Origin of the sequence: Pseudomonas sp. SM4 (assembly GCF_051913165.1) — a bacterium.
Classification (GTDB): Bacteria; Pseudomonadota; Gammaproteobacteria; order Pseudomonadales; family Pseudomonadaceae; genus Aquipseudomonas.
In genome coordinates, this window is the sequence record NZ_JBODOE010000003.1 from 423,930 (window position 1) to 443,187 (window position 19,258).

The 19,258-nt window shown below is 58.9% G+C and carries 20 protein-coding genes and 1 tRNA gene; 15 read left to right on the top strand and 6 right to left on the bottom strand.

Going from position 1 to position 19,258, the window contains the following annotated elements; all coding sequences use genetic code 11:
* Positions 1-31 precede the first annotated feature (31 nt).
* The 15 genes from ACQ4MY_RS07590 to nadA all read left to right on the top strand — a co-directional run bounded on the left by ACQ4MY_RS07590 (position 32) and on the right by nadA (position 11,737).
* Positions 32-778, top strand: a complete 747-nt coding sequence (locus tag ACQ4MY_RS07590; protein WP_007912738.1) for a YebC/PmpR family DNA-binding transcriptional regulator — start codon at positions 32-34, stop codon at positions 776-778.
* Positions 779-934: 156 nt separating this feature from the next.
* Positions 935-1,462 carry a crossover junction endodeoxyribonuclease RuvC gene (gene ruvC / locus ACQ4MY_RS07595; protein WP_008080220.1) on the top strand — a complete coding sequence of 176 codons (528 nt, stop codon included), beginning with the start codon at positions 935-937 and terminating at the stop codon, positions 1,460-1,462.
* A 114-nt stretch (positions 1,463-1,576) separates the two neighbouring features.
* Positions 1,577-2,185 carry a Holliday junction branch migration protein RuvA gene (gene ruvA / locus ACQ4MY_RS07600; protein ID WP_008080221.1) on the top strand — a complete coding sequence of 203 codons (609 nt, stop codon included), beginning with the start codon at positions 1,577-1,579 and terminating at the stop codon, positions 2,183-2,185.
* Complete coding sequence (gene ruvB, locus ACQ4MY_RS07605) at positions 2,186-3,247, top strand: Holliday junction branch migration DNA helicase RuvB (RefSeq protein ID WP_008080222.1); 1,062 nt, start codon at positions 2,186-2,188, stop codon at positions 3,245-3,247.
* A gap of 127 nt (positions 3,248-3,374) precedes the next feature.
* The gene (gene ybgC, locus ACQ4MY_RS07610; protein WP_440094620.1) at positions 3,375-3,842 is read left to right on the top strand and encodes a tol-pal system-associated acyl-CoA thioesterase; all 468 of its coding nucleotides are present in this window, start codon (positions 3,375-3,377) and stop codon (positions 3,840-3,842) included.
* Positions 3,832-4,527, top strand: coding sequence for a protein TolQ (gene tolQ / locus ACQ4MY_RS07615; RefSeq protein WP_008080223.1), 696 nt, complete (start codon positions 3,832-3,834; stop codon positions 4,525-4,527). The genes ybgC and tolQ overlap by 11 nt, the downstream gene beginning before the upstream one ends.
* A 23-nt stretch (positions 4,528-4,550) precedes the next feature.
* Positions 4,551-5,003, top strand: a complete 453-nt coding sequence (gene tolR / locus ACQ4MY_RS07620) for a protein TolR (RefSeq protein WP_161806672.1) — start codon at positions 4,551-4,553, stop codon at positions 5,001-5,003.
* Positions 5,003-6,070: a cell envelope integrity protein TolA gene (gene tolA / locus ACQ4MY_RS07625; RefSeq protein WP_007912728.1), complete on the top strand. Its 1,068-nt coding sequence runs from the start codon at positions 5,003-5,005 to the stop codon at positions 6,068-6,070. The genes tolR and tolA overlap by 1 nt, the downstream gene beginning before the upstream one ends.
* A 17-nt stretch (positions 6,071-6,087) precedes the next feature.
* Positions 6,088-7,368 (top strand): Tol-Pal system beta propeller repeat protein TolB, encoded by a 1,281-nt coding sequence (gene tolB / locus ACQ4MY_RS07630; protein ID WP_177323305.1) that lies wholly within the window; start codon positions 6,088-6,090, stop codon positions 7,366-7,368.
* 52 nt (positions 7,369-7,420) lie between these two features.
* The gene (gene pal / locus ACQ4MY_RS07635) at positions 7,421-7,918 is read left to right on the top strand and encodes a peptidoglycan-associated lipoprotein Pal (protein ID WP_003178634.1); all 498 of its coding nucleotides are present in this window, start codon (positions 7,421-7,423) and stop codon (positions 7,916-7,918) included.
* Between the two features lie 6 nt (positions 7,919-7,924).
* On the top strand, positions 7,925-8,761 hold the full coding sequence (gene ybgF / locus ACQ4MY_RS07640) for a tol-pal system protein YbgF (protein ID WP_008080228.1): 837 nt from the start codon (positions 7,925-7,927) through the stop codon (positions 8,759-8,761).
* A gap of 166 nt (positions 8,762-8,927) precedes the next feature.
* A complete protein-coding gene (gene queE / locus ACQ4MY_RS07645) occupies positions 8,928-9,575 on the top strand; it encodes a 7-carboxy-7-deazaguanine synthase QueE (protein WP_008080230.1) in 648 nt (215 codons plus the stop codon).
* Between the two features lies 1 nt (position 9,576).
* Complete coding sequence (gene queC / locus ACQ4MY_RS07650; RefSeq protein WP_008080236.1) at positions 9,577-10,269, top strand: 7-cyano-7-deazaguanine synthase QueC; 693 nt, start codon at positions 9,577-9,579, stop codon at positions 10,267-10,269.
* Positions 10,270-10,331: 62 nt separating this feature from the next.
* Positions 10,332-10,407: transfer RNA gene (locus ACQ4MY_RS07655), tRNA-Lys, on the top strand.
* Between the two features lie 271 nt (positions 10,408-10,678).
* Positions 10,679-11,737 carry a quinolinate synthase NadA gene (gene nadA, locus ACQ4MY_RS07660; protein ID WP_008080237.1) on the top strand — a complete coding sequence of 353 codons (1,059 nt, stop codon included), beginning with the start codon at positions 10,679-10,681 and terminating at the stop codon, positions 11,735-11,737.
* Positions 11,738-11,873: 136 nt separating this feature from the next.
* On the opposite strand, the gene ACQ4MY_RS07665 is transcribed toward nadA, so the two are convergent.
* The 6 genes from ACQ4MY_RS07665 to gcvH all read right to left on the bottom strand — a co-directional run bounded on the left by ACQ4MY_RS07665 (position 11,874) and on the right by gcvH (position 19,170).
* Positions 11,874-12,362 carry an RDD family protein gene (locus ACQ4MY_RS07665; protein ID WP_440094624.1) on the bottom strand — a complete coding sequence of 163 codons (489 nt, stop codon included), beginning with the start codon at positions 12,360-12,362 and terminating at the stop codon, positions 11,874-11,876.
* A 97-nt stretch (positions 12,363-12,459) separates the two neighbouring features.
* The gene (locus ACQ4MY_RS07670; RefSeq protein ID WP_003365337.1) at positions 12,460-12,672 is read right to left on the bottom strand and encodes a cold-shock protein; all 213 of its coding nucleotides are present in this window, start codon (positions 12,670-12,672) and stop codon (positions 12,460-12,462) included.
* A 405-nt stretch (positions 12,673-13,077) separates the two neighbouring features.
* Positions 13,078-14,202, bottom strand: a complete 1,125-nt coding sequence (gcvT, locus tag ACQ4MY_RS07675) for a glycine cleavage system aminomethyltransferase GcvT (RefSeq protein ID WP_440094626.1) — start codon at positions 14,200-14,202, stop codon at positions 13,078-13,080.
* A gap of 158 nt (positions 14,203-14,360) precedes the next feature.
* On the bottom strand, positions 14,361-15,737 hold the full coding sequence (locus ACQ4MY_RS07680) for an L-serine ammonia-lyase (RefSeq protein WP_008086535.1): 1,377 nt from the start codon (positions 15,735-15,737) through the stop codon (positions 14,361-14,363).
* 185 nt (positions 15,738-15,922) lie between these two features.
* Entirely contained in the window at positions 15,923-18,775 is a 2,853-nt protein-coding gene (gene gcvP, locus ACQ4MY_RS07685; RefSeq protein WP_440094628.1) for an aminomethyl-transferring glycine dehydrogenase, read from the bottom strand.
* A gap of 11 nt (positions 18,776-18,786) precedes the next feature.
* Positions 18,787-19,170, bottom strand: coding sequence for a glycine cleavage system protein GcvH (gcvH, locus tag ACQ4MY_RS07690; protein WP_440094630.1), 384 nt, complete (start codon positions 19,168-19,170; stop codon positions 18,787-18,789).
* Positions 19,171-19,258 lie beyond the last annotated feature (88 nt).

The following is a 19,258-nucleotide window of genomic DNA, read 5'->3' on the forward strand; positions in this document are numbered from 1 at the left end:
GCAACGTTTCAAAGAGAATTCGGAGCGAGTTATGGCAGGTCATTCCAAGTGGGCGAACATCAAGCACCGCAAAGAACGTCAGGATGCCAAGAGAGGCAAGATCTTCACCAAGTGGATCCGTGAGCTGACCGTTGCGGCCCGCCAGGGTGGCGGTGATCCGGGTTCCAACCCGCGTCTGCGCCTGGCGCTGGACAAGGCACTGAGCGCGAACATGAGCCGCGACATCATCGACCGTGCCGTCGCGCGCGGCGCCGGTGCCACCGAAGCGGACAACGTTGAAGAGCTGACCTACGAAGGTTACGGCCCTGGTGGCGTAGCGGTGATGGTCGAGTGCATGACCGACAACCGCAACCGCACTGCGGCAGCCGTGCGCCATGCGTTCAGCAAGTGTGGCGGCAACCTCGGCACCGACGGTTCGGTGGCGTACCTGTTCGAGCGCAAAGGCCAGATCAGCTTCGCGCCAGGTGTCGATGAAGACGCACTGACCGAAGCGGCGCTGGAAGCCGATGCCGATGACGTGGTCAGCCACGAAGACGGTTCGATCGACGTGTTCACCTCGTTCACCAGTTTCTACGCGGTGCGTAACGCGCTGGAAGCAGCCGGGTTCAAGGGTGATGATGCCGAAATCGTCATGCAGCCGACCACCAGCGCCGAGCTGGATCTGGAAGGTGCCGAGAAGGTGCTCAAGCTGATCGACATGCTTGAGGATCTGGATGACGTGCAGAACGTTTACTCCAACGCGGACATTCCGGAAGACGTCGCCGCTCAGCTCGGTTGATGTAAATAGAAAGGTCGCAGTTTTCCCTGGCTCTACACTTCCCCTGTAGGAGCTGCCGAAGGCTGCGATCTTTTGATCTTTTAAAAACACAAAGATCGCAGCCTTCGGCAGCTCCTACCTGTACCCTCAGCTTTCGCATCAATTTCTGCAGGCGTTATGACTTTAATTCTTGGTATCGACCCCGGTTCGCGCATCACCGGTTACGGGATTGTTCGTGATACCGGGCGTGGCGGCTGTATTTATGTAGCGTCCGGCTGCATTCGTACCGGCGCGGGCGAATTGCATGAGCGTTTGCAAATCGTTTATCGCGGCGTGCGTGAAATCATCCAGACGTACGGCCCGGTCACCATGGGCATTGAAAAAGTCTTCATGGCGAAAAACGCCGATTCGGCTTTGAAACTCGGTCAGGCCCGTGGCGCCGCGATTGTCGCTGGCGCTGAAGAGAGCCTGGAAATCGCCGAGTACACGGCGACTCAGGTCAAACAAGCCGTGGTCGGCACCGGCGCTGCCAATAAAGAACAAGTGCAGATGATGGTCATGCACATGCTCAAGCTCACCGCCAAACCGCAAATCGATGCATCCGACGCCCTGGCCATTGCCATTTGTCACGCGCACACCCGCTCCAGTCTGCTGCCGCACGGCCTGGGCACTGCACGCAGTCGTGGCGGGCGCCTGCGTCTCTGATAGCATCAGCATCAAATTTCCTGAAAGCGGATGCTTGCGCCTGTGTCGTCGGCCCGAAATCCGCGTTTCGACAGTCGCCAGCCCACGGTTGGCCAACGCTCAAGGATCTGAAACGTGATTGGACGCTTGCGCGGCACCCTGGCTGAGAAACAGCCGCCGCACCTGATTCTGGATGTAAACGGCCTCGGGTATGAGCTGGAAGTGCCCATGACCACGCTTTATCGTCTGCCGTCGGTCGGTGAACCGCTGACCCTGCACACCCATTTGGTCGTACGCGAAGACGCGCAACTGCTCTATGGTTTTGCCGGCAAGCGTGAGCGAGACTTTTTTCGCGAGTTGATCCGTCTCAATGGTGTCGGGCCGAAATTAGCCTTGGCGTTGATGTCGAGTCTGGAAGTCGACGAACTGGTTCGCTGCGTACAATCCCAGGACACCTCGGCGCTGACCAAGGTGCCGGGCGTTGGCAAGAAGACGGCCGAGCGCTTGCTGGTCGAGCTGAAAGATCGCTTCAAGGCGTGGGAAACTTCGCCGGCGATGTTTGCGCTGGTACCGAATCAGCCGGACGGCCCGGCGCCGGTCAATACCGCCGAGAACGATGCCGTCAGTGCGTTGATTTCCCTCGGTTACAAACCGCAGGAAGCGAGCAAGGCGATTACCGCCATCAAGGACAAGAATTTGAGCAGTGAAGACCTGATCCGCCGCGCCCTGAAGGGAATGATTTAAGTGATTGAAGCTGATCGTCTGATCGCCGCCGCGCACAGCCCGCGCGAGCGCGAAGAAGTCCAGGACCGGGCCATTCGCCCGGTCAGCCTGGCCGACTACATTGGCCAGCCGACCGTGCGCGAGCAGATGGAACTGTTCATCCAGGCTGCCCGTGGCCGTAATGAATCCCTTGATCACACGCTGATCTTCGGCCCGCCGGGCTTGGGTAAAACCACGCTGGCGAACATCATTGCTCAGGAAATGGGCGTATCGATCAAGAGCACATCCGGTCCGGTGCTTGAGCGTCCAGGCGATCTGGCCGCATTGCTGACCAATCTTGAGCCGCACGATGTGTTGTTCATCGACGAAATCCATCGTCTGTCGCCGATCGTGGAAGAAGTGCTGTACCCGGCGATGGAGGACTTCCAGCTCGACATCATGATTGGCGAGGGGCCGGCGGCGCGTTCGATCAAGCTTGATCTGCCACCGTTCACGCTGGTGGGTGCGACCACTCGCGCCGGCATGCTGACCAACCCGTTGCGTGACCGTTTCGGTATCGTCCAGCGTCTTGAGTTCTACAGCACGGCCGATCTGGCGACGATTGTCAGCCGTTCGGCAGCGATTCTCGGTCTGCCGCTGGATCCGGAAGGTTCTTTCGAAATCGCCCGGCGCGCCCGTGGTACGCCGCGAATTGCCAACCGTTTGCTACGGCGCGTGCGCGATTTCGCCGAAGTCCGCGCCAAGGGCCATATCACCAAAGCGGTGGCGGATCTGGCGTTGAACCTGCTGGATGTCGACGAACACGGTTTCGATCATCAGGATCGCCGTTTACTGTTGACCATGATCGAGAAGTTCGACGGCGGGCCGGTCGGTATCGACAGCCTCGCCGCCGCGATCAGCGAAGAACGTCACACCATTGAAGACGTGCTGGAACCGTACCTGATTCAGCAGGGCTACATCATGCGCACACCACGGGGCAGGGTGGTAACGCGGCACGCGTATCTGCATTTCGGTTTAAACATTCCGTCACGAATGGGTGAGATGCCCGTGGTAGACGAGTTTCTCGATGCCGTGGACGATTGATACACATTTTTTGGCGATTTATTCAGGGTTTGTACTGTCAGACGACGGTACTTTTGCAGTAAAGCCCTGAAACCATGAAAAACAGTTGCCTGGCCGGATTGGCAACCTGAGGAGTAAGCACTAGAGTATGCGCGCGCAAAACGGGCTTGAGCCGTTCGCACATCGTTGTCGCGTTTATTACGAGGACACCGATGCGGGCGGCATCGTGTATTACGTTAATTACCTCAAGTTTATGGAACGGGCTCGAACCGAGCGGCTCCGCGAGCTGGGCTTTGCCCAATCGCAGCTTGCCGGCGAGGATCTGTTGTTTGTCGTGCACTCCAGCGAAGCGCGCTACCACGCGCCGGCGCGACTGGACGACGAACTGCTGGTAAGCGCTGATGTAATCGAATTGAACCGGGTCAGCCTGCGCTTCAAACAGCAGGTCAGGCGGGCAACGGATAATGTGCTGCTCTGTGAAGGGCAGTTTTTGGTGGCCTGTGTGCGCACTAACAGTTTGAAACCCCGGGCCCTTCCCGAAGACTTGCGTGCGGCCTTTGCCGACGTGGTCGGTCCGGGTACACACTCAAAGCAGGAGATAAAGCGTGGAAGCTAACGTCGTCGACCATTCCTCCATGTGGAGCCTGGTCAGCAATGCCAGCATCGTGGTGCAGTTGGTAATGTTGACCCTGGTGGCCGCATCGGTGACCTCATGGATCATGATCTTTCAGCGCAGCAATCTGCTGCGCGCCGGTCGACGCGCCCTGGAGAGCTTCGAAGAGCGCTTCTGGTCGGGTATCGACCTGTCCAAGCTGTACCGTCAGGCAGGCAGCAACCCGGACCCGGATTCGGGCGTCGAGCAAATCTTCCGTGCCGGTTTCAAGGAATTCTCCCGTCTGCGTCAGCAGCCAGGCGTCGATCCTGAAGCGGTAATGGAAGGCGTGGCCCGTGCCATGCGCGTGGCCATCTCCCGCGAGGAAGAGAAGCTCGAGCAGAGCCTGCCGTTTCTCGCCACCGTTGGTTCGGTCAGCCCGTACATCGGCCTGTTCGGTACGGTGTGGGGCATCATGAACTCCTTCCGCGGCCTGGCCAGCGCCCAACAAGCGACCCTGGCCACCGTAGCCCCGGGTATCGCTGAAGCCCTGATTGCCACCGCGATCGGTCTGTTCGCCGCGATCCCGGCGGTCATCGCTTACAACCGTTTCGCCGCTCGCAGCGAAACCTTGCTGGGCCGCTACTACACCTTCGCCGATGAATTCCAGGCGATCCTGCACCGCAAAGTGCACACCAGCGAAGAATAAGCAGGTAATTTCCAATGGCTTTAATCGCTCGAGCTCGCAAAAAGCGCAAGCCGGTCGCCGAGATGAACGTGGTGCCTTACATCGACGTGATGTTGGTACTGCTGGTCATCTTCATGGTGACCGCGCCGATGCTCAATCAGGGCGTGAAAGTTGATCTGCCCAAGGTTTCCAGCGAAGCCTTGCCGCAGGACAACAACACACAGGTCCTGACCATTTCGATCAAGGCTGACAAGACCTATTACTGGAACCTTGGCAGCGAAGTCGATACCGAGAAGCAACAGGACAGGGCCATGACCCTGCCGCAAATGACCGACGCGGTGACCAAGATCATTCGCGCCGGTACCGAAGGCGGCAAGCGTACCCAGGTCTTCATCCGCGGTGACAAGACCGTCGATTATGGTTCCGTCATGGGCGCCATGGGCGGGTTGCAGAAAGCCGGGGTCGGTAATGTTGGTTTGATTACCGAGGCCCCCTGATGCAGCAACAGCGAGAGCCGTCCGCCTCGGAAAGCTACTTCTGGCCTAGTGTTCTGGCGATTGTCCTGCACGTGCTGGTGTTCGGCATGCTGTTCGTCAGTTTTGCCTTTACACCAGAGCTGCCGCCGGCCAAACCGATTGTCCAGGCGACCCTGTACCAACTGAAATCGAAAAGTCAGGCAACCACCCAGACCAATCAGAAGATTGCGGGTGAGGCGAAGAAATCCGCCGCGCGCCAGACCGAAGTCGAGCAGATGGAACAGAAAAAGGTCGAGCAGGAAGAGATCAAGGCCGCTGCGGAACAAAAGAAAGAAGAAGCGGCTCAAAAAGCCGAGGAAGCCAAGAAGGCCGATGAGGCTAAAAAAGCGGACGAAGCGAAGAAGGCGGATGACGCCAAGAAAGCTGACGACGCGAAAAAAGCCGAAGCCAAGAAGGCCGAAGAGAAACAATTGGCTGATATAGCCAAGAAGAAGGCTGAAGAAGAGGCTAAGGAAGAAGCCAAGAAAGAGGCTGCTGAAGAAGCCAAGAAGAAGATCGTCGAAGACGCGAAGAAGAAAGCCGCCGAAGACGCCAAGAAGAAAGCTGAAGCTGAAGAGGCGAAGAAGAAAATCGCCGACGAAGCGAAGAAGAAAGCTGCTGCCGATGCTGCGAAGAAGAAAGCGCAGGATGCGGCACGCAAATCGACCGAAGACAAAAAGGCTCAGGCCTTGGCCGATCTGCTTTCCGACACGCCGCAGCGCCAGCAGGCCTTGGCCGATGAGCAGGGTGACGAAGTCGCGGGCAGTTTCGATGACCTGATTCGTGCGCGAGCTGCAGAAGGCTGGGCCCGTCCACCTTCGGCACGCAAAGGCATGACGGTCGTGTTGCAAATCGGCATGTTGCCGGACGGTACGGTGACTTCGGTCAGCGTGGCCAAATCCAGTGGCGACGGTCCGTTTGATGCTTCGGCAGTCGCGGCAGTGAAGAATATTGGACGTTTGACAGAAATGCAGGGAATGAAGCCGAGCGATTTCGCTCCGTATCGTTCATTCAAGATGACATTCACACCTGAGGATCTAGCCTTGTGAGAAACCTTCTTCGAGGAATGCTGGTCGTGATCTGCTGCATGGCAGGGATCGCGATGGCGGATGAAAAGAACATTCTGGTTACCAGCGGCAGCGATCGGGCTACCCCGATCGCCGTTGTACCGTTCGGTATGCAGGGCGGTGCCGTACTGCCGGACGACATGGCCGAAATCATTGGTAACGATTTGCGGAACTCGGGCTACTACTCGCCGATTCCAAAGCAAAACATGATCAGCCAGCCAAGCCAGCCGAGCGAAATCATCTTCCGTGACTGGAAGGCGGTGGGTGCTCAATACATGATGGTCGGCAGCATTGCCCCAGCGGGCGGTCGTCTGCAGGTACAGTGGGCACTGTTCAACGTGGCCACCGAGCAGAAAGTGGCGGACGGCAACGTTTCCGGTACGACCGAGCAGTTGCGCGACATGGCGCACTTCATCGCCGACCAGTCGTTCCAGAAACTGACCGGTATTGAAGGTGCGTTTTCGACGCGTCTGCTGTACGTGACGGCTGAGCGTTTCTCCGAGAAGAACACTCGCTACACCCTGCAGCGTTCGGACTATGACGGTGCCCGTGCGGTGACCTTGCTGCAATCGCGTGAGCCAATCCTGTCGCCGCGTTTCGCACCGGACGGCAAGCGTATTGCCTACGTGTCGTTCGAGCAGAAGCGCCCACGCATCTTCATGCAGAACATCGACACCGGTCGCCGTGAGCAGATCACCAACTTCGAAGGCCTGAACGGCGCGCCAGCCTGGTCGCCAAATGGTGATCGCCTGGCGTTCGTACTGTCCAAGGACGGTAATCCGGACATCTACGTGATGAACCTGGCTTCGCGCCAGATCACCCGTGTGACCGCAGGTCCCGGCATCAACACCGAACCGTACTGGGGCAAGGATGGTTCGACCATCTACTTCACCTCGGACCGCGGCGGCAAGCCACAGATCTACAAAACCAGCGCCAGCGGCGGCGGTGCCGAGCGAGTGACCTTCATCGGTAACTACAACGCCAACCCGAAACTGTCGGCTGATGAAAAGACTTTGGTGATGATCCATCGTCAGGATGGCTTCACCAATTTCAAGGTGGCGGCCCAGGATTTGCAGCGAGGGAGTGTAAAGATCCTCACTGATAGCACTCTGGACGAGTCGCCTACTGTTGCGCCCAACGGCACCATGGTAATCTACGCCACCCGCCAACAGGGCCGGGGAGTCTTGATGCTCGTGTCCATTAATGGACGCGTTAGGCTCCCGCTTCCTACCGCTCAAGGCGAAGTCAGAGAACCGTCCTGGTCCCCTTACCTGAAGTGAGCGGGCGCTACACGTTTTACTTAACACACTGGGGTTCATTAGGAGTTTCACGATGGAAATGCTGAAGTTTGGTAAATTTGCTGCGCTGGCTCTGGCCATGGCTGTAGCTGTAGGTTGCTCGTCCAAAGGCGGCGACAACGCCGGTGAAGGCGCTGTTGATCCAAACGCTGGTTACGGCGCAAACACTGGTGCCGTTGACGGTTCCCTGAGCGAAGAAGCTGCTCTGCGCGCAATCACCACCTTCTACTTCGAATACGACAGCTCGGACCTGAAGCCAGAAGCCATGCGCGCTCTGGACGTTCACGCCAAAGACCTGAAAGCAAACGGCGCTCGCGTTGTTCTGGAAGGCAACACCGACGAACGTGGTACTCGTGAGTACAACATGGCACTGGGCGAGCGTCGTGCGAAAGCCGTTCAGCGCTACCTGGTACTGCAAGGTGTTTCCCCAGCTCAGCTGGAACTGGTTTCCTACGGCGAAGAGCGTCCAGTTGCTACCGGCAACGACGAGCAGTCCTGGGCTCAAAACCGTCGCGTCGAACTGCGTAAGTAATTCGATATGCGAACGTGCCGTCGTGCTGTAACTGTTCTGGCTCTCAGCCTCGCGCCGCTTGCGGCGTGGGCTGCGGTTCCTGTGGTCGATGACAACTCCGGTTATAACAATAGCGGGAGCAGTTATCCGCCTGCAGGTTACGGTACGAACGGCGCCTATGCCGGGGGAGCGGCTTCGGCCCCTGCCTCGGCACAAGGCATGCTGTTCAACCAATTGCAACAGATGCAGGATCAGATCTCGCGCCAGCAAGGCGTGATTGAAGAACTGCAGAATCAGGTTGCGCGCATGAAGCAGGAATCCCTGGAGCGATACCAGGATCTTGATCGGCGCATAGGAACCGGCGGTGCTGCACCGGCCGCGACTCCTGAGAATTCTTCTGCCGGTGGCGATGCAAGTGCTGCTGCCGGAGCTGCTGCTGGCGCCGGGGCTGCTGCCCAGGCACCTGCTGCGGGTAGCGAACCGGCTGATCCGGCCAAAGAAAAGCTGTATTACGATGCTGCTTTCGACCTGATCAAAGCCAAGGATTTCGACAAGGCCAGCCAGGCTTTCGCCGCTTTCCTGCGCAAATACCCAAACAGCCAATACGCGGGCAATGCCCAGTACTGGTTGGGCGAAGTCAACTTGGCCAAAGGCGATCTGCAAGGTGCAGGTCAGGCGTTTGCCAAGGTTTCGCAGCTGTATCCCAAGCACGCCAAAGTGCCGGATTCGCTGTACAAGCTGGCTGATGTAGAGCGCCGCCTTGGTCATACCGACAAGGTCAAAGGCATTCTGCAGCAGGTGGTGGCCCAATATCCGGGTACCTCCGCCGCTCAGTTGGCTCAACGCGATCTGCAACGCATGTAAGCACGCTTGACCCGTTTAGAAGAAACCCGCGCTTGTCGCGGGTTTTTTCGTTAGAATTCACGCCCTTTTTCTGAAACACGCTTCTTGTAGTCCGCGCGTTGGCGCGATTGCCTGAAGTGCCTGACGGAGGCGGACAGCCTGTTTAGCTGTTACGCCCGTGGCGACTATGCAAGACACATTGAGAATCACCGAAGTTTTCTACTCTTTGCAGGGGGAAACGCGGACTGCCGGGCTGCCCACTGTTTTTGTGCGTCTGACCGGTTGCCCTTTGCGTTGCCAATACTGCGACAGCGCGTACGCCTTCAGTGGCGGTACCGTGCGCACCCTCGACGACATCCTCGAGCAAGTGGCCGGATTTCGTCCGCGCTACGTTTGTGTCACCGGCGGTGAGCCGCTGGCACAGCCGAATGCCATCCCTTTGCTTAAACAGTTGTGTGATGCCGGCTATGAGGTCTCGCTGGAAACCAGCGGCGCTCTCGACGTCTCGGCGGTCGATCCGCGCGTCAGTCGCGTGGTTGATCTGAAAACACCGGGTTCGAAAGAAGCCCATCGCAACCGTTACGAAAATATCGAATTGCTGACCCCCAATGATCAGGTGAAGTTTGTCATCTGCTCGCGGGAAGACTATGACTGGGCGGTATCGAAACTAATCCAGTACGGGCTTGATCGACGTGCGGGTGAAGTGCTGTTCTCCCCAAGTCATCATGACCTCAATGCCAGGGACCTGGCGGATTGGGTGGTGGCAGACAACCTGCCAGTGCGGCTGCAACTGCAGTTGCATAAATATCTATGGAATGATGAGCCGGGGCGCTGATATGACTGAACAACTGAAGACTAGCGAAAAACGTGCGGTAATCCTGCTGTCTGGCGGCCTCGACTCGGCCACTGTTGTAGCGATGGCCCGTGCCGAAGGTTACGCCTGCTACACCATGAGCTTCGACTACGGTCAGCGCTCCCACGCCGAATTGCATGCCGCTGCACGCGTTGCCCGTGATTTGGGTGTGGTCGAGCACAAAGTGATTGGCCTCAATCTGAATGGCATGGGCGGCTCGGCCCTGACCGACACCAGCATCGACATTCCTGAAGAGCTGGGTGAAGGCATTCCGGTGACTTACGTGCCGGCGCGTAACACGGTGTTCCTGTCGTTGGCATTGGGTTGGGCAGAAGTGCTCGGCGCGCGCGACATCTTTATCGGTGTGAACGCGGTGGACTATTCCGGTTACCCGGATTGCCGTCCCGAGTTCATCGAGTCGTTCGAGCGCATGGCCAATCTGGCGACCAAGGCAGGCGTGGAAGGCAATGGCTTCCGTATCCAGGCGCCGTTGCAGAACCTGAGCAAGGCGCAGATCGTCCAGGCCGGCGTGAAGCTGGGCGTTGATTATGGTCTCACCGTTTCGTGCTATCAGGCCGACGATGAAGGCCGCGCGTGCGCCAAATGCGACAGCTGCCGCCTGCGTGCGGAAGGCTTCGCGGCCGCTGGTGTGGACGACCCAACACCTTATTTTTGATTATTTTCAAAAAGGTGTTGAATAGTCCTTAAAAATCAGTATTATACGCGCCACCACACAGCGGGTCGTTAGCTCAGTTGGTAGAGCAGTTGGCTTTTAACCAATTGGTCGTAGGTTCGAATCCCACACGACCCACCATTTTTGGCGGTTTAGAAAATCCGGAAGGCCCACGCAAGTGAGGATTTCCGGGTTTTTTTTTGCCTGCAATTCGGGCCCGCGTCGTTTCAGTGTCAGTAGCGCTGACGCAGGTCAGAATGATCTTTTGTATCAACGGGATATTCTGTAGCCTTGCGCAGCTTCAATGCTGTCCGTGCCTGATAATACTCACTCTCCCGGCGGTACCCTCAAGCGGTCCGGAGCCGGGTGTATACTCGACTTTCGCGCGAAAGCGCCTGCAGGTCTTGCGAACATGACGCAGATTTCCGAACGCCTTCTGGTTCAAGCCCACCTCGATGCCAAACAGCCCAAACCGCTGACGGCTGAGGAAGAGGCTTATTACCGTGCCGCCATCGCCGCCGAGCTCAAGGCTCAGGACGCGGTGCTGGTGGCTCACTTTTATTGCGACCCGGTGATTCAGGCGCTGGCCGAAGAAACCGGCGGTTGCGTCTCCGACTCCCTGGAAATGGCGCGCTTCGGCAACGCCCACCCGGCCAAGACCGTGGTGGTCGCCGGTGTGAAGTTCATGGGCGAGACGGCGAAGATTCTCAACCCGGAAAAACGCGTGCTGATGCCGACTCTCGAGGCGACCTGCTCGCTGGATCTGGGTTGCCCGGTCGACGAGTTCTCGGCGTTCTGCGATCAGCACCCGGAGCGTACGGTGGTGGTCTACGCCAACACCTCCGCAGCGGTAAAGGCTCGGGCTGACTGGGTGGTGACATCGAGTTGCGCGCTGGAGATCGTCGAAAGCCTGATGGACAACGGTGAGACGATCATCTGGGGGCCGGACAAGCACTTGGGCACGTACATCCAGCGCAAGACCGGCGCAGACATGCTGTTGTGGGACGGTGCCTGCATCGTCCACGAGGAGTTCAAGTCCAAGCAGCTTGAGGACATGAAGGCGCTGTACCCGGACGCCGCGATTCTGGTGCACCCGGAGTCGCCGACGTCGGTGATCGAGCTGGCGGACGCCGTCGGTTCCACCAGCCAGTTGATCGCTGCCGCGCAATCGCTGCCGAACAAGACGCTGATCGTCGCCACCGACCGTGGCATCTTCTACAAGATGCAGCAGTTGTGCCCGGACAAGGTCTTCATCGAAGCGCCAACCGCCGGTAACGGCGCAGCGTGCCGCAGTTGCGCACATTGCCCGTGGATGGCCATGAACACCCTTGAGCGCACGCTCAAGAGCTTGAAGGAGGGCACGAACGAGATCTTTGTTGATCCGGCGTTGATTCCGCAGGCGATCCGGCCGCTCAAGCGCATGCTGGACTTCACCCAGGCCGCACGGATGAAGTTGGCCGGTAACGCCTGAGATCTTTCAGACACAACACAAAACCTGTAGGAGTGAGCCTGCTCGCGATAGCGGCGTGTCAAACAACGAATATGTTGACTGACACACCGCGATCGCGAGCAGGCTCACTCCTACATTGGTATTCGGCGTCTGGAAGTTATTTGGTCTTTTTCGGGATTCGTACGAGGCGAGTATCCGAATAGATGTCATGCCACGTGCGCTTCTGCTTGTCATACAGCGACCAGAAGAATCCGATCCCGGCGCACAGCCATGACGCAATCGACACCATAAAGCGCAGCAGCGCCTGCCACAGGCTGATCGCGCTGCCATCGGCGTTCTGCACACGAATGCCCCACACCTGCATGCCCAGCGTCTGCCCGCCGTGGGTCCAGAACTTGGCAAAGAATCCAAACAGCACCAACAACAGTACCGTCGAATACAGTGGGTCGCCGTCCATTTTTCCGGCATCGGTCAGCACGCGCAGGCGTTCTTCGCCGATGATCGCGGCCTGGATCAGTTTGTAAATGAAACCGGTGACGATCAGCAGAGCGGTGCACAGCAGGAAGTCATAGAACATCGCGGCCAGACGACGGCCCAGGCCAACGGCAGGAAAATCGCCCTGGGGAGTGAGCAGGTTTTTCGACATGGCAGCCTCTGGACGCTAATGGAAGCGCCATTTTACGGATTCGCGCGCACAAAAAAGCCCCTGATATCAATATCAGGGGCTTTTTCGTTACAGAAGATTAGCCTTCTGCTTGTACTTCGTCAGCCTGCATGCCTTTCTGGCCTTGCACAGCAACGAAAGTCACTTTCTGGCCTTCCTTCAGGCTTTTGAAGCCGTTGCCCTGGATGGCGCGGAAATGCACGAACAGATCCGGACCGCTTTCAGGAGTGATAAAACCAAAACCTTTCTCGTCGTTAAACCACTTGACGGTACCGCTCTGACGTTCAGCCATTTCTTATTTCCTTTGACGCAAAAAATTAATGACAGTCTCCTTCACATGAAAGAGTACTGGGGCTGGTTGCAGGAGAGTAAGAAGACGTCGAACGGGATGTAGCTAACTTGTAGGCTACTGCCCAGGTCACGATTCCAAGCTGACCCATGCAAACACAGTGAACAAACTCTACGCCAACTACGGGAGAAAAAACAAGCCCCGTGAAGACCCCGGTTTTCCTGCGCTTGCTGGTTGTTAGTCGGTCCACTAGTGCAGGCTTAGACGATTTGCTTGTTCAGTTGTTTTCGAACGTTATAAGCAAAGTTCATATTCGAATCGGTTGATAGACAATGCACTGTTTTATGGCGGTTGCGTTACACATTAGTGCACGTTTAACGCAACCGCGTTACTTATAGAAACAGTCAATCAACCACGATAGTAGCGTTGTGGAACAAATGGCATTTTGCTTACAAGCATTTGCACCTTTTTCCCACGCACGATGGCCCAAACAGCTGTATCAAGTGCGACATAAGCGCTGTCGAGGTAACCCATCGCCAATGGCCCGCCCAAGGTCGGACCGAAACCACCGCTGCACACGCTGCCAATGATTTCGCCAGCCTCGTTGACGATTTCTGCGCCTTCGCGCACCGGGGTGCGTTCTTGTGGCAGTAGGCCTACACGTTTGCGCGCTACGCCATTTTGTTGCTGGGCGAACACTGTCTCAGCGCCCGGGAAACCGCCAGCGCGTGTGCCGTCAGCACGGCGTGGCTTGGAGATCGCCCACAGCAGGCTGGCTTCGATCGGTGTGGTTTCGGTGTTCATGTCGTGGCCGTACAGGCACAGGCCAGCTTCAAGACGCAGCGAGTCGCGAGCACCAAGACCAATGGCCTCGACTTCCGGTTCGGCGAGCAGGGCGCGGGCAAGTTTTGCTGCATCAGCGGCCGGCACGGAGATTTCGAAACCGTCTTCACCGGTGTAGCCCGAGCGGCTGACGAAGCAATCGACGCCCAGCAACGACACGCGATTGAACTGCATGAAGGTCATCTTCGCCACTTCCGGGGCAAGACGCGCCAGCACGGTAACGGCCGCCGGGCCTTGCAGCGCCAGCAGCGCGCGCTCTTCGAACAGCTCTGTAATGGCGCACTGAGCGCCGATGTGTTTTTGCAGATGAGCGAGATCCTGATCCTTGCACGCGGCGTTGACCACCAGGAACAGCTCATCGTTGCCGAGGTTGGCGACCATCAGGTCATCGAGGATGCCGCCGCTCTCGTTGGTGAACATCGCGTAGCGCTGCATGCCCACTGGCAGGTCGATGATATCCACCGGCACCAGGGTTTCCAGGGCTTTGGCGGCGTTGGCGCCGGTCAGGCGGATCTGGCCCATGTGCGAGACGTCGAACAGCCCGGCCTGTTCACGGGTGTGCTGGTGTTCTTTCATCACGCCGAGCGGGTATTGCACCGGCATGTCGTAGCCGGCGAACGGCACCATGCGGGCGCCGAGTTCGATGTGCAGGGCGTGAAGTGGAGTTTTCGACGGTTGTTCGGTAGACATGCGTGGCTCCTTGAAAATTTGGGTTTGGGGTGAGGGCAAGATCAAGAGCCCCTCACCCCAGCCCTCTCCCGGAGGGAGAGGGAGTTAGTTACGTTTCTCCCGGAGGGAGAGGGGGCTAAATGCGATCGTCTCCCTGAGGGAGGCGGAGTTAAATAGGTTCAGCATTCGATAATGTTGACCGCCAGACCGCCGCGGGCGGTCTCTTTGTATTTGCTTTTCATGTCGGCGCCGGTCTGGCGCATGGTGCGGATGACTTTGTCGAGGGAGACGAAATGCTGGCCGTCGCCACGCATGGCCATGCGCACCGCGTTGATGGCTTTCACCGAACCCATCGCATTGCGCTCGATGCACGGCACCTGCACCAGTCCGCCAATCGGGTCGCAGGTCAGGCCGAGGTTGTGTTCCATGCCGATTTCTGCGGCGTTCTCGACTTGCTGAACACTGCCGCCGAGCACTTCACACAAGGCGCCGGCGGCCATCGAACAAGCGACGCCGACTTCACCTTGGCAGCCGACTTCGGCGCCGGAGATCGAGGCGTTTTCCTTGTACAGAATGCCGATGGCCGCAGCCGTCAGCAGAAAGCGCACGACGCCGTCGTCATTCGCGCCGGGGATAAAGCGCATGTAGTAATGCAGCACCGCCGGAACGATCCCCGCCGCGCCGTTGGTTGGCGCCGTGACCACACGCCCGCCGTTGGCGTTTTCTTCGTTGACCGCCAAGGCATACAGGTTGACCCAGTCGAGTACCGACAACGGATCGCGCAGCGCTGATTCCGGGTTCTTGCACAGCTGCCGATGCAATGCCGCCGCCCGACGTTTGACCTTCAAACCGCCCGGCAAAATGCCTTCGTTACGGCAACCGGCAGCAACGCAGTCCTGCATCACTTGCCAGATGTTCAGCAGCCCGGCACGGGTTTCCGCTTCCGGGCGCCAGGCGCTTTCGTTGGTCAGCATCACCTGACTGATCGACAGACCATAGGTGGTGCAATGGCCGAGCAAGTCCTTGGCACTTTTGAACGGGAAGGTCAGCGGCGTGGCGTCTTCAACGATGCGGTCGGCACCGGCCGCATCCTCATCGACGACAAAACCACCACCGACGGAGTAGTACTCGCGGCTGCGAATCTGCAGCCCGGCCGCATCGAAGGCGCGGAAGATCATGCCGTTGGGGTGATAGGCCAGCGGCTTGCGGATCATTGCCAGGTGTTCTTTCTCGTTGAACGCAATGCTGTGTTCACCGAGCAGATTCAGCCGGCCGTTGCCGCGAATTTCTTGCAGGCGCGCGGCGACGGTTTCGGTATCAACAGTGTCCGGGTGTTCGCCTTCGAGGCCGAGCAGCACGGCTTTGTCGCTGCCGTGGCCTTTACCGGTGGCGCCGAGGGAACCGTACAACTCGACGCGAACGCTGGCGGTGGCCGTCAGCAGGTTTTCACGTCGCAGGCCTTCGGCGAAACGCGCAGCAGCACGCATCGGGCCGACGGTGTGGGAACTGGAGGGGCCGATGCCAATCTTGAACAGGTCGAACACGCTTAACGACATGAGTGGTTCTCCGGTTTCTTGTTATAGGAATTGGCGAAACATCAGGCTGGTTACATCCCCTGTAGGAGCTGCCGAAGGCTGCGATCTTTTGATCCTGATCTTTCAACAGCAAGATCAAAAGATCGCAGCCTTCGGCAGCTCCTACAGGTGAAGCGGTGGGGGCGAGTGGCTCGCCCCCTACACGTTTAAGCGTAGCTTTCGATCGACGGGCAGGCGCAGACCAGGTTGCGGTCACCGAAGACGTTGTCGACGCGACCGACCGGTGGCCAGTATTTGCCTTCGATCAGCGACGCTACCGGGTAAACGGCCTGCTCGCGGCTGTAAGGGTGCGTCCACTCGCCAACCAGTTCCGCAGCGGTGTGCGGCGCGTTTTTCAGTGGGTTGTCGTCCTTGTCCAGCGTGCCGTTTTCCACCGCGCGGATTTCTTCGCGGATGCGGATCATGGCGTCGCAGAAGCGGTCCAGTTCTTCCTTGGATTCACTTTCGGTCGGCTCGATCATCAGCGTGCCGGCGACCGGGAAGGACATGGTCGGCGCGTGGAAGCCGAAGTCGATAAGGCGCTTGGCGACGTCATCAACGCTGATGCCGCTGCTGTCTTTCAATGGACGCAGATCCAGAATGCACTCGTGCGCCACCAGACCGTTGCTGCCGGTGTACAGCACTGGGTAGTGCTCTTCGAGGCGACGGGAAATGTAGTTGGCATTGAGGATCGCCAACTGCGAAGCGCGCTTCAGACCGGCGCCGCCCATCATGCGAATGTACATCCAGGTGATCGGCAAAATGCTCGCGCTGCCGAACGGTGCCGCGCAGACCGCGCCTTCCTTGCGCTCCATCTGGCCGTGGCCGGGCAGGAACGGGGTCAGGTGCGACTTAACGCCAATCGGGCCAACGCCCGGGCCGCCACCGCCGTGGGGGATGCAGAAGGTTTTGTGCAGGTTCAGGTGCGAAACGTCGCCGCCGAACTTGCCCGGTGCGCAGAGGCCGACCATCGCGTTCATGTTGGCGCCGTCGATGTACACCTGGCCGCCGTTGTCATGAATGATTCCGCAGATTTCGCGGATGCCTTCTTCGAACACGCCGTGGGTCGACGGGTAAGTGATCATCAGCGCGGCGAGGTGTTCGCGGTGCTCGATGGCTTTGGCACGCAGGTCTTCGATGTCGACGTTGCCGCGCGCATCGCACGCAGTCACGACAACGCGCATGCCAGCCATGTTGGCGGTGGCCGGGTTGGTGCCGTGGGCGGACGACGGGATCAGGCAGATGTCGCGACGCTCATCGCCACGGCTCTGGTGATAAGCGCGGATCGCCAACAGACCAGCGTATTCACCTTGCGAACCGGCGTTCGGTTGCAGCGAGATCGCGTCGTAACCGGTGGCGGCGCAGAGCATCGCTTCCAGTTCATCGGTCAGTTGCTGGTAACCGGCACTTTGTGCGGCCGGGGCGAACGGGTGCAGCGCACCGAATTCAGCCCAGGTCACCGGGATCATTTCGCTGGCGGCGTTGAGTTTCATGGTGCACGAGCCCAGCGGGATCATGGTGCGATCCAGCGCCAGATCCTTGTCCGCCAGTTTGCGCAGGTAGCGCATCAGCTCGGTTTCCGAGTGATAACGATTGAACACTGGGTGGCTGAGGATTGGCGACTGACGTACCAGCGCAGCAGGAATAGTTCTCTGCACGGAAGCGGCGAGGGCAGCAAAATCCGGCAGGGTCTTGCCGTCGGCGAACAGGCCCCACAGGGTTTCGATATCCGCCTGAGTGGTGGTTTCGTCGACCGACAGGCCCAGACGTTGAGCGTCGATCACGCGCAGGTTGATCTGCGCAGCATGCGCCTTGTCGTGCAGTGCGGCGGTTTGTGCGCCGGTGGCCACGGTCAGGGTGTCGAAGAAGCTCGCTTGTTCAACTGTCGCGCCCAGCGCGGTCAGACCCTTGGCCAGAATCGCGGTCAGGTGATGCACGCGGTTAGCGATCTGGGTCAGGCCTTTCGGGCCGTGGTAGACGGCGTACATGCTGGCGATGTTGGCCAGCAGCACCTGCGCGGTGCAGATGTTCGACGTGGCCTTCTCGCGGCGGATGTGTTGCTCGCGGGTTTGCATGGCCAGACGCAGGGCCGGCTTGCCGAAACGGTCAACCGAAACACCGACCAGACGGCCCGGCATATCGCGCTTGAACGCATCTTTGGTGGAGAAGTAAGCGGCGTGCGGGCCACCGAAGCCCAGCGGCACGCCGAAGCGTTGTGCCGAACCGATGGCGACGTCCGCGCCGAACTCGCCCGGGGCGGTCAGCAGGGTCAGGGCCAGCAGGTCAGCAGCCACGGCCACCAACGCGTTGGCGGCGTGGAAGCGTTCGGTCAGTTCGCGGTAATCGAACACGTCACCGTTGCTCGCCGGGTATTGCAGCAGTGCGCCGAAGAACGGCGTCACGTCAGTCAGTTCACGCTCATCGCCAACAACCACGTCGATGCCCAGTGGCTCGGCACGGGTGCGCAGCACGTCGAGGGTTTGCGGGTGGCTGTGGATCGAGGCGAAGAATTGGTGGCTGCCCTTGTTCTTGCTCAGGCGTTTGCAGAAGGTCATGGCTTCGGCAGCAGCGGTGGCTTCGTCGAGCAGCGAGGCGTTGGCGATCGGCAGGCCGGTGAGGTCGCTGATCATGGTCTGGAAGTTCAGCAGCGCTTCGAGACGGCCCTGGGAAATTTCTGGCTGGTACGGCGTGTAAGCGGTGTACCAGGCCGGATTTTCCAACAGGTTGCGCAAGATCGGCGACGGCGTATGGCAGTTGTAGTAGCCCTGGCCGATGTAGGTCTTGAACAGTTGGTTTTTGCCGGCGATGGATTTGATCATCGCCAGGGCATCGGCTTCGCTTAGGCCGTCGTCCATGCCGAGCACGCTGGTGCCCTTGATGCTTTCCGGGATGACGCTGGCGCTCAGCGCTTCGAGGGAATCGAAGCCGAGGCTGTTGAGCATGGCTTGCTCGTCACCGGCGCGCGGGCCGATGTGACGGGCGATGAATTCGTTGGCGGTGCCAAGGTTTACTTGAGTCATGTCGGTGTTCCTCAGGCTTCGGCTTGGGCTTTGATCAGACGGTCGTACGCGTCTTGATCGAGCAGTTTGGCCACGGCCGAAGGGTCGCTTGGCTGAAAGCGGAAGAACCAGCCTTCGCCCAGCGGATCTTCGTTGACCAGTTCCGGGCTGTCTTCCAGTGCCGGGTTGGTTGCCAGCACTTCGCCGTCGAGAGGCATGTACACGCCGCTGGCGGCTTTCACCGATTCCACGGTGGCGGCTTCGGCGCCTTTTTCGTAAGCCTGCAGCTCAGGCAGTTGCACGAACACCACGTCGCCCAAGGCGTTCTGCGCGAAAGCAGTGATGCCGACAGTAACGCTGCCGTCAGCTTCGGCGCGCAGCCATTCGTGATCTTCAGTAAAACGCAACTCGCTCATGGAAACTCCTCAGGGGCCAGACTCGTCTGGTGGACGCGGTGGAAGGCTTGGGCAGGGAACGCCCTTATTTATGAGGGATGAGTAGCAA

Coding starts and splice junctions, on each gene's coding strand:
- ACQ4MY_RS07590 (WP_007912738.1), top strand. CDS start 32: ATGGCAGGTCATTCCAAGTGGGCGAACATCAAGCACCGCAAAGAACGT.
- ruvC (WP_008080220.1), top strand. CDS start 935: ATGACTTTAATTCTTGGTATCGACCCCGGTTCGCGCATCACCGGTTAC.
- ybgC (WP_440094620.1), top strand. CDS start 3,375: ATGCGCGCGCAAAACGGGCTTGAGCCGTTCGCACATCGTTGTCGCGTT.
- tolA (WP_007912728.1), top strand. CDS start 5,003: ATGCAGCAACAGCGAGAGCCGTCCGCCTCGGAAAGCTACTTCTGGCCT.
- tolB (WP_177323305.1), top strand. CDS start 6,088: ATGCTGGTCGTGATCTGCTGCATGGCAGGGATCGCGATGGCGGATGAA.
- pal (WP_003178634.1), top strand. CDS start 7,421: ATGGAAATGCTGAAGTTTGGTAAATTTGCTGCGCTGGCTCTGGCCATG.
- ybgF (WP_008080228.1), top strand. CDS start 7,925: ATGCGAACGTGCCGTCGTGCTGTAACTGTTCTGGCTCTCAGCCTCGCG.
- queE (WP_008080230.1), top strand. CDS start 8,928: ATGCAAGACACATTGAGAATCACCGAAGTTTTCTACTCTTTGCAGGGG.
- queC (WP_008080236.1), top strand. CDS start 9,577: ATGACTGAACAACTGAAGACTAGCGAAAAACGTGCGGTAATCCTGCTG.
- nadA (WP_008080237.1), top strand. CDS start 10,679: ATGACGCAGATTTCCGAACGCCTTCTGGTTCAAGCCCACCTCGATGCC.
- ACQ4MY_RS07665 (WP_440094624.1), bottom strand. CDS start 12,362: ATGTCGAAAAACCTGCTCACTCCCCAGGGCGATTTTCCTGCCGTTGGC.
- ACQ4MY_RS07670 (WP_003365337.1), bottom strand. CDS start 12,672: ATGGCTGAACGTCAGAGCGGTACCGTCAAGTGGTTTAACGACGAGAAA.
- gcvT (WP_440094626.1), bottom strand. CDS start 14,202: ATGTCTACCGAACAACCGTCGAAAACTCCACTTCACGCCCTGCACATC.
- ACQ4MY_RS07680 (WP_008086535.1), bottom strand. CDS start 15,737: ATGTCGTTAAGCGTGTTCGACCTGTTCAAGATTGGCATCGGCCCCTCC.
- gcvP (WP_440094628.1), bottom strand. CDS start 18,775: ATGACTCAAGTAAACCTTGGCACCGCCAACGAATTCATCGCCCGTCAC.
- gcvH (WP_440094630.1), bottom strand. CDS start 19,170: ATGAGCGAGTTGCGTTTTACTGAAGATCACGAATGGCTGCGCGCCGAA.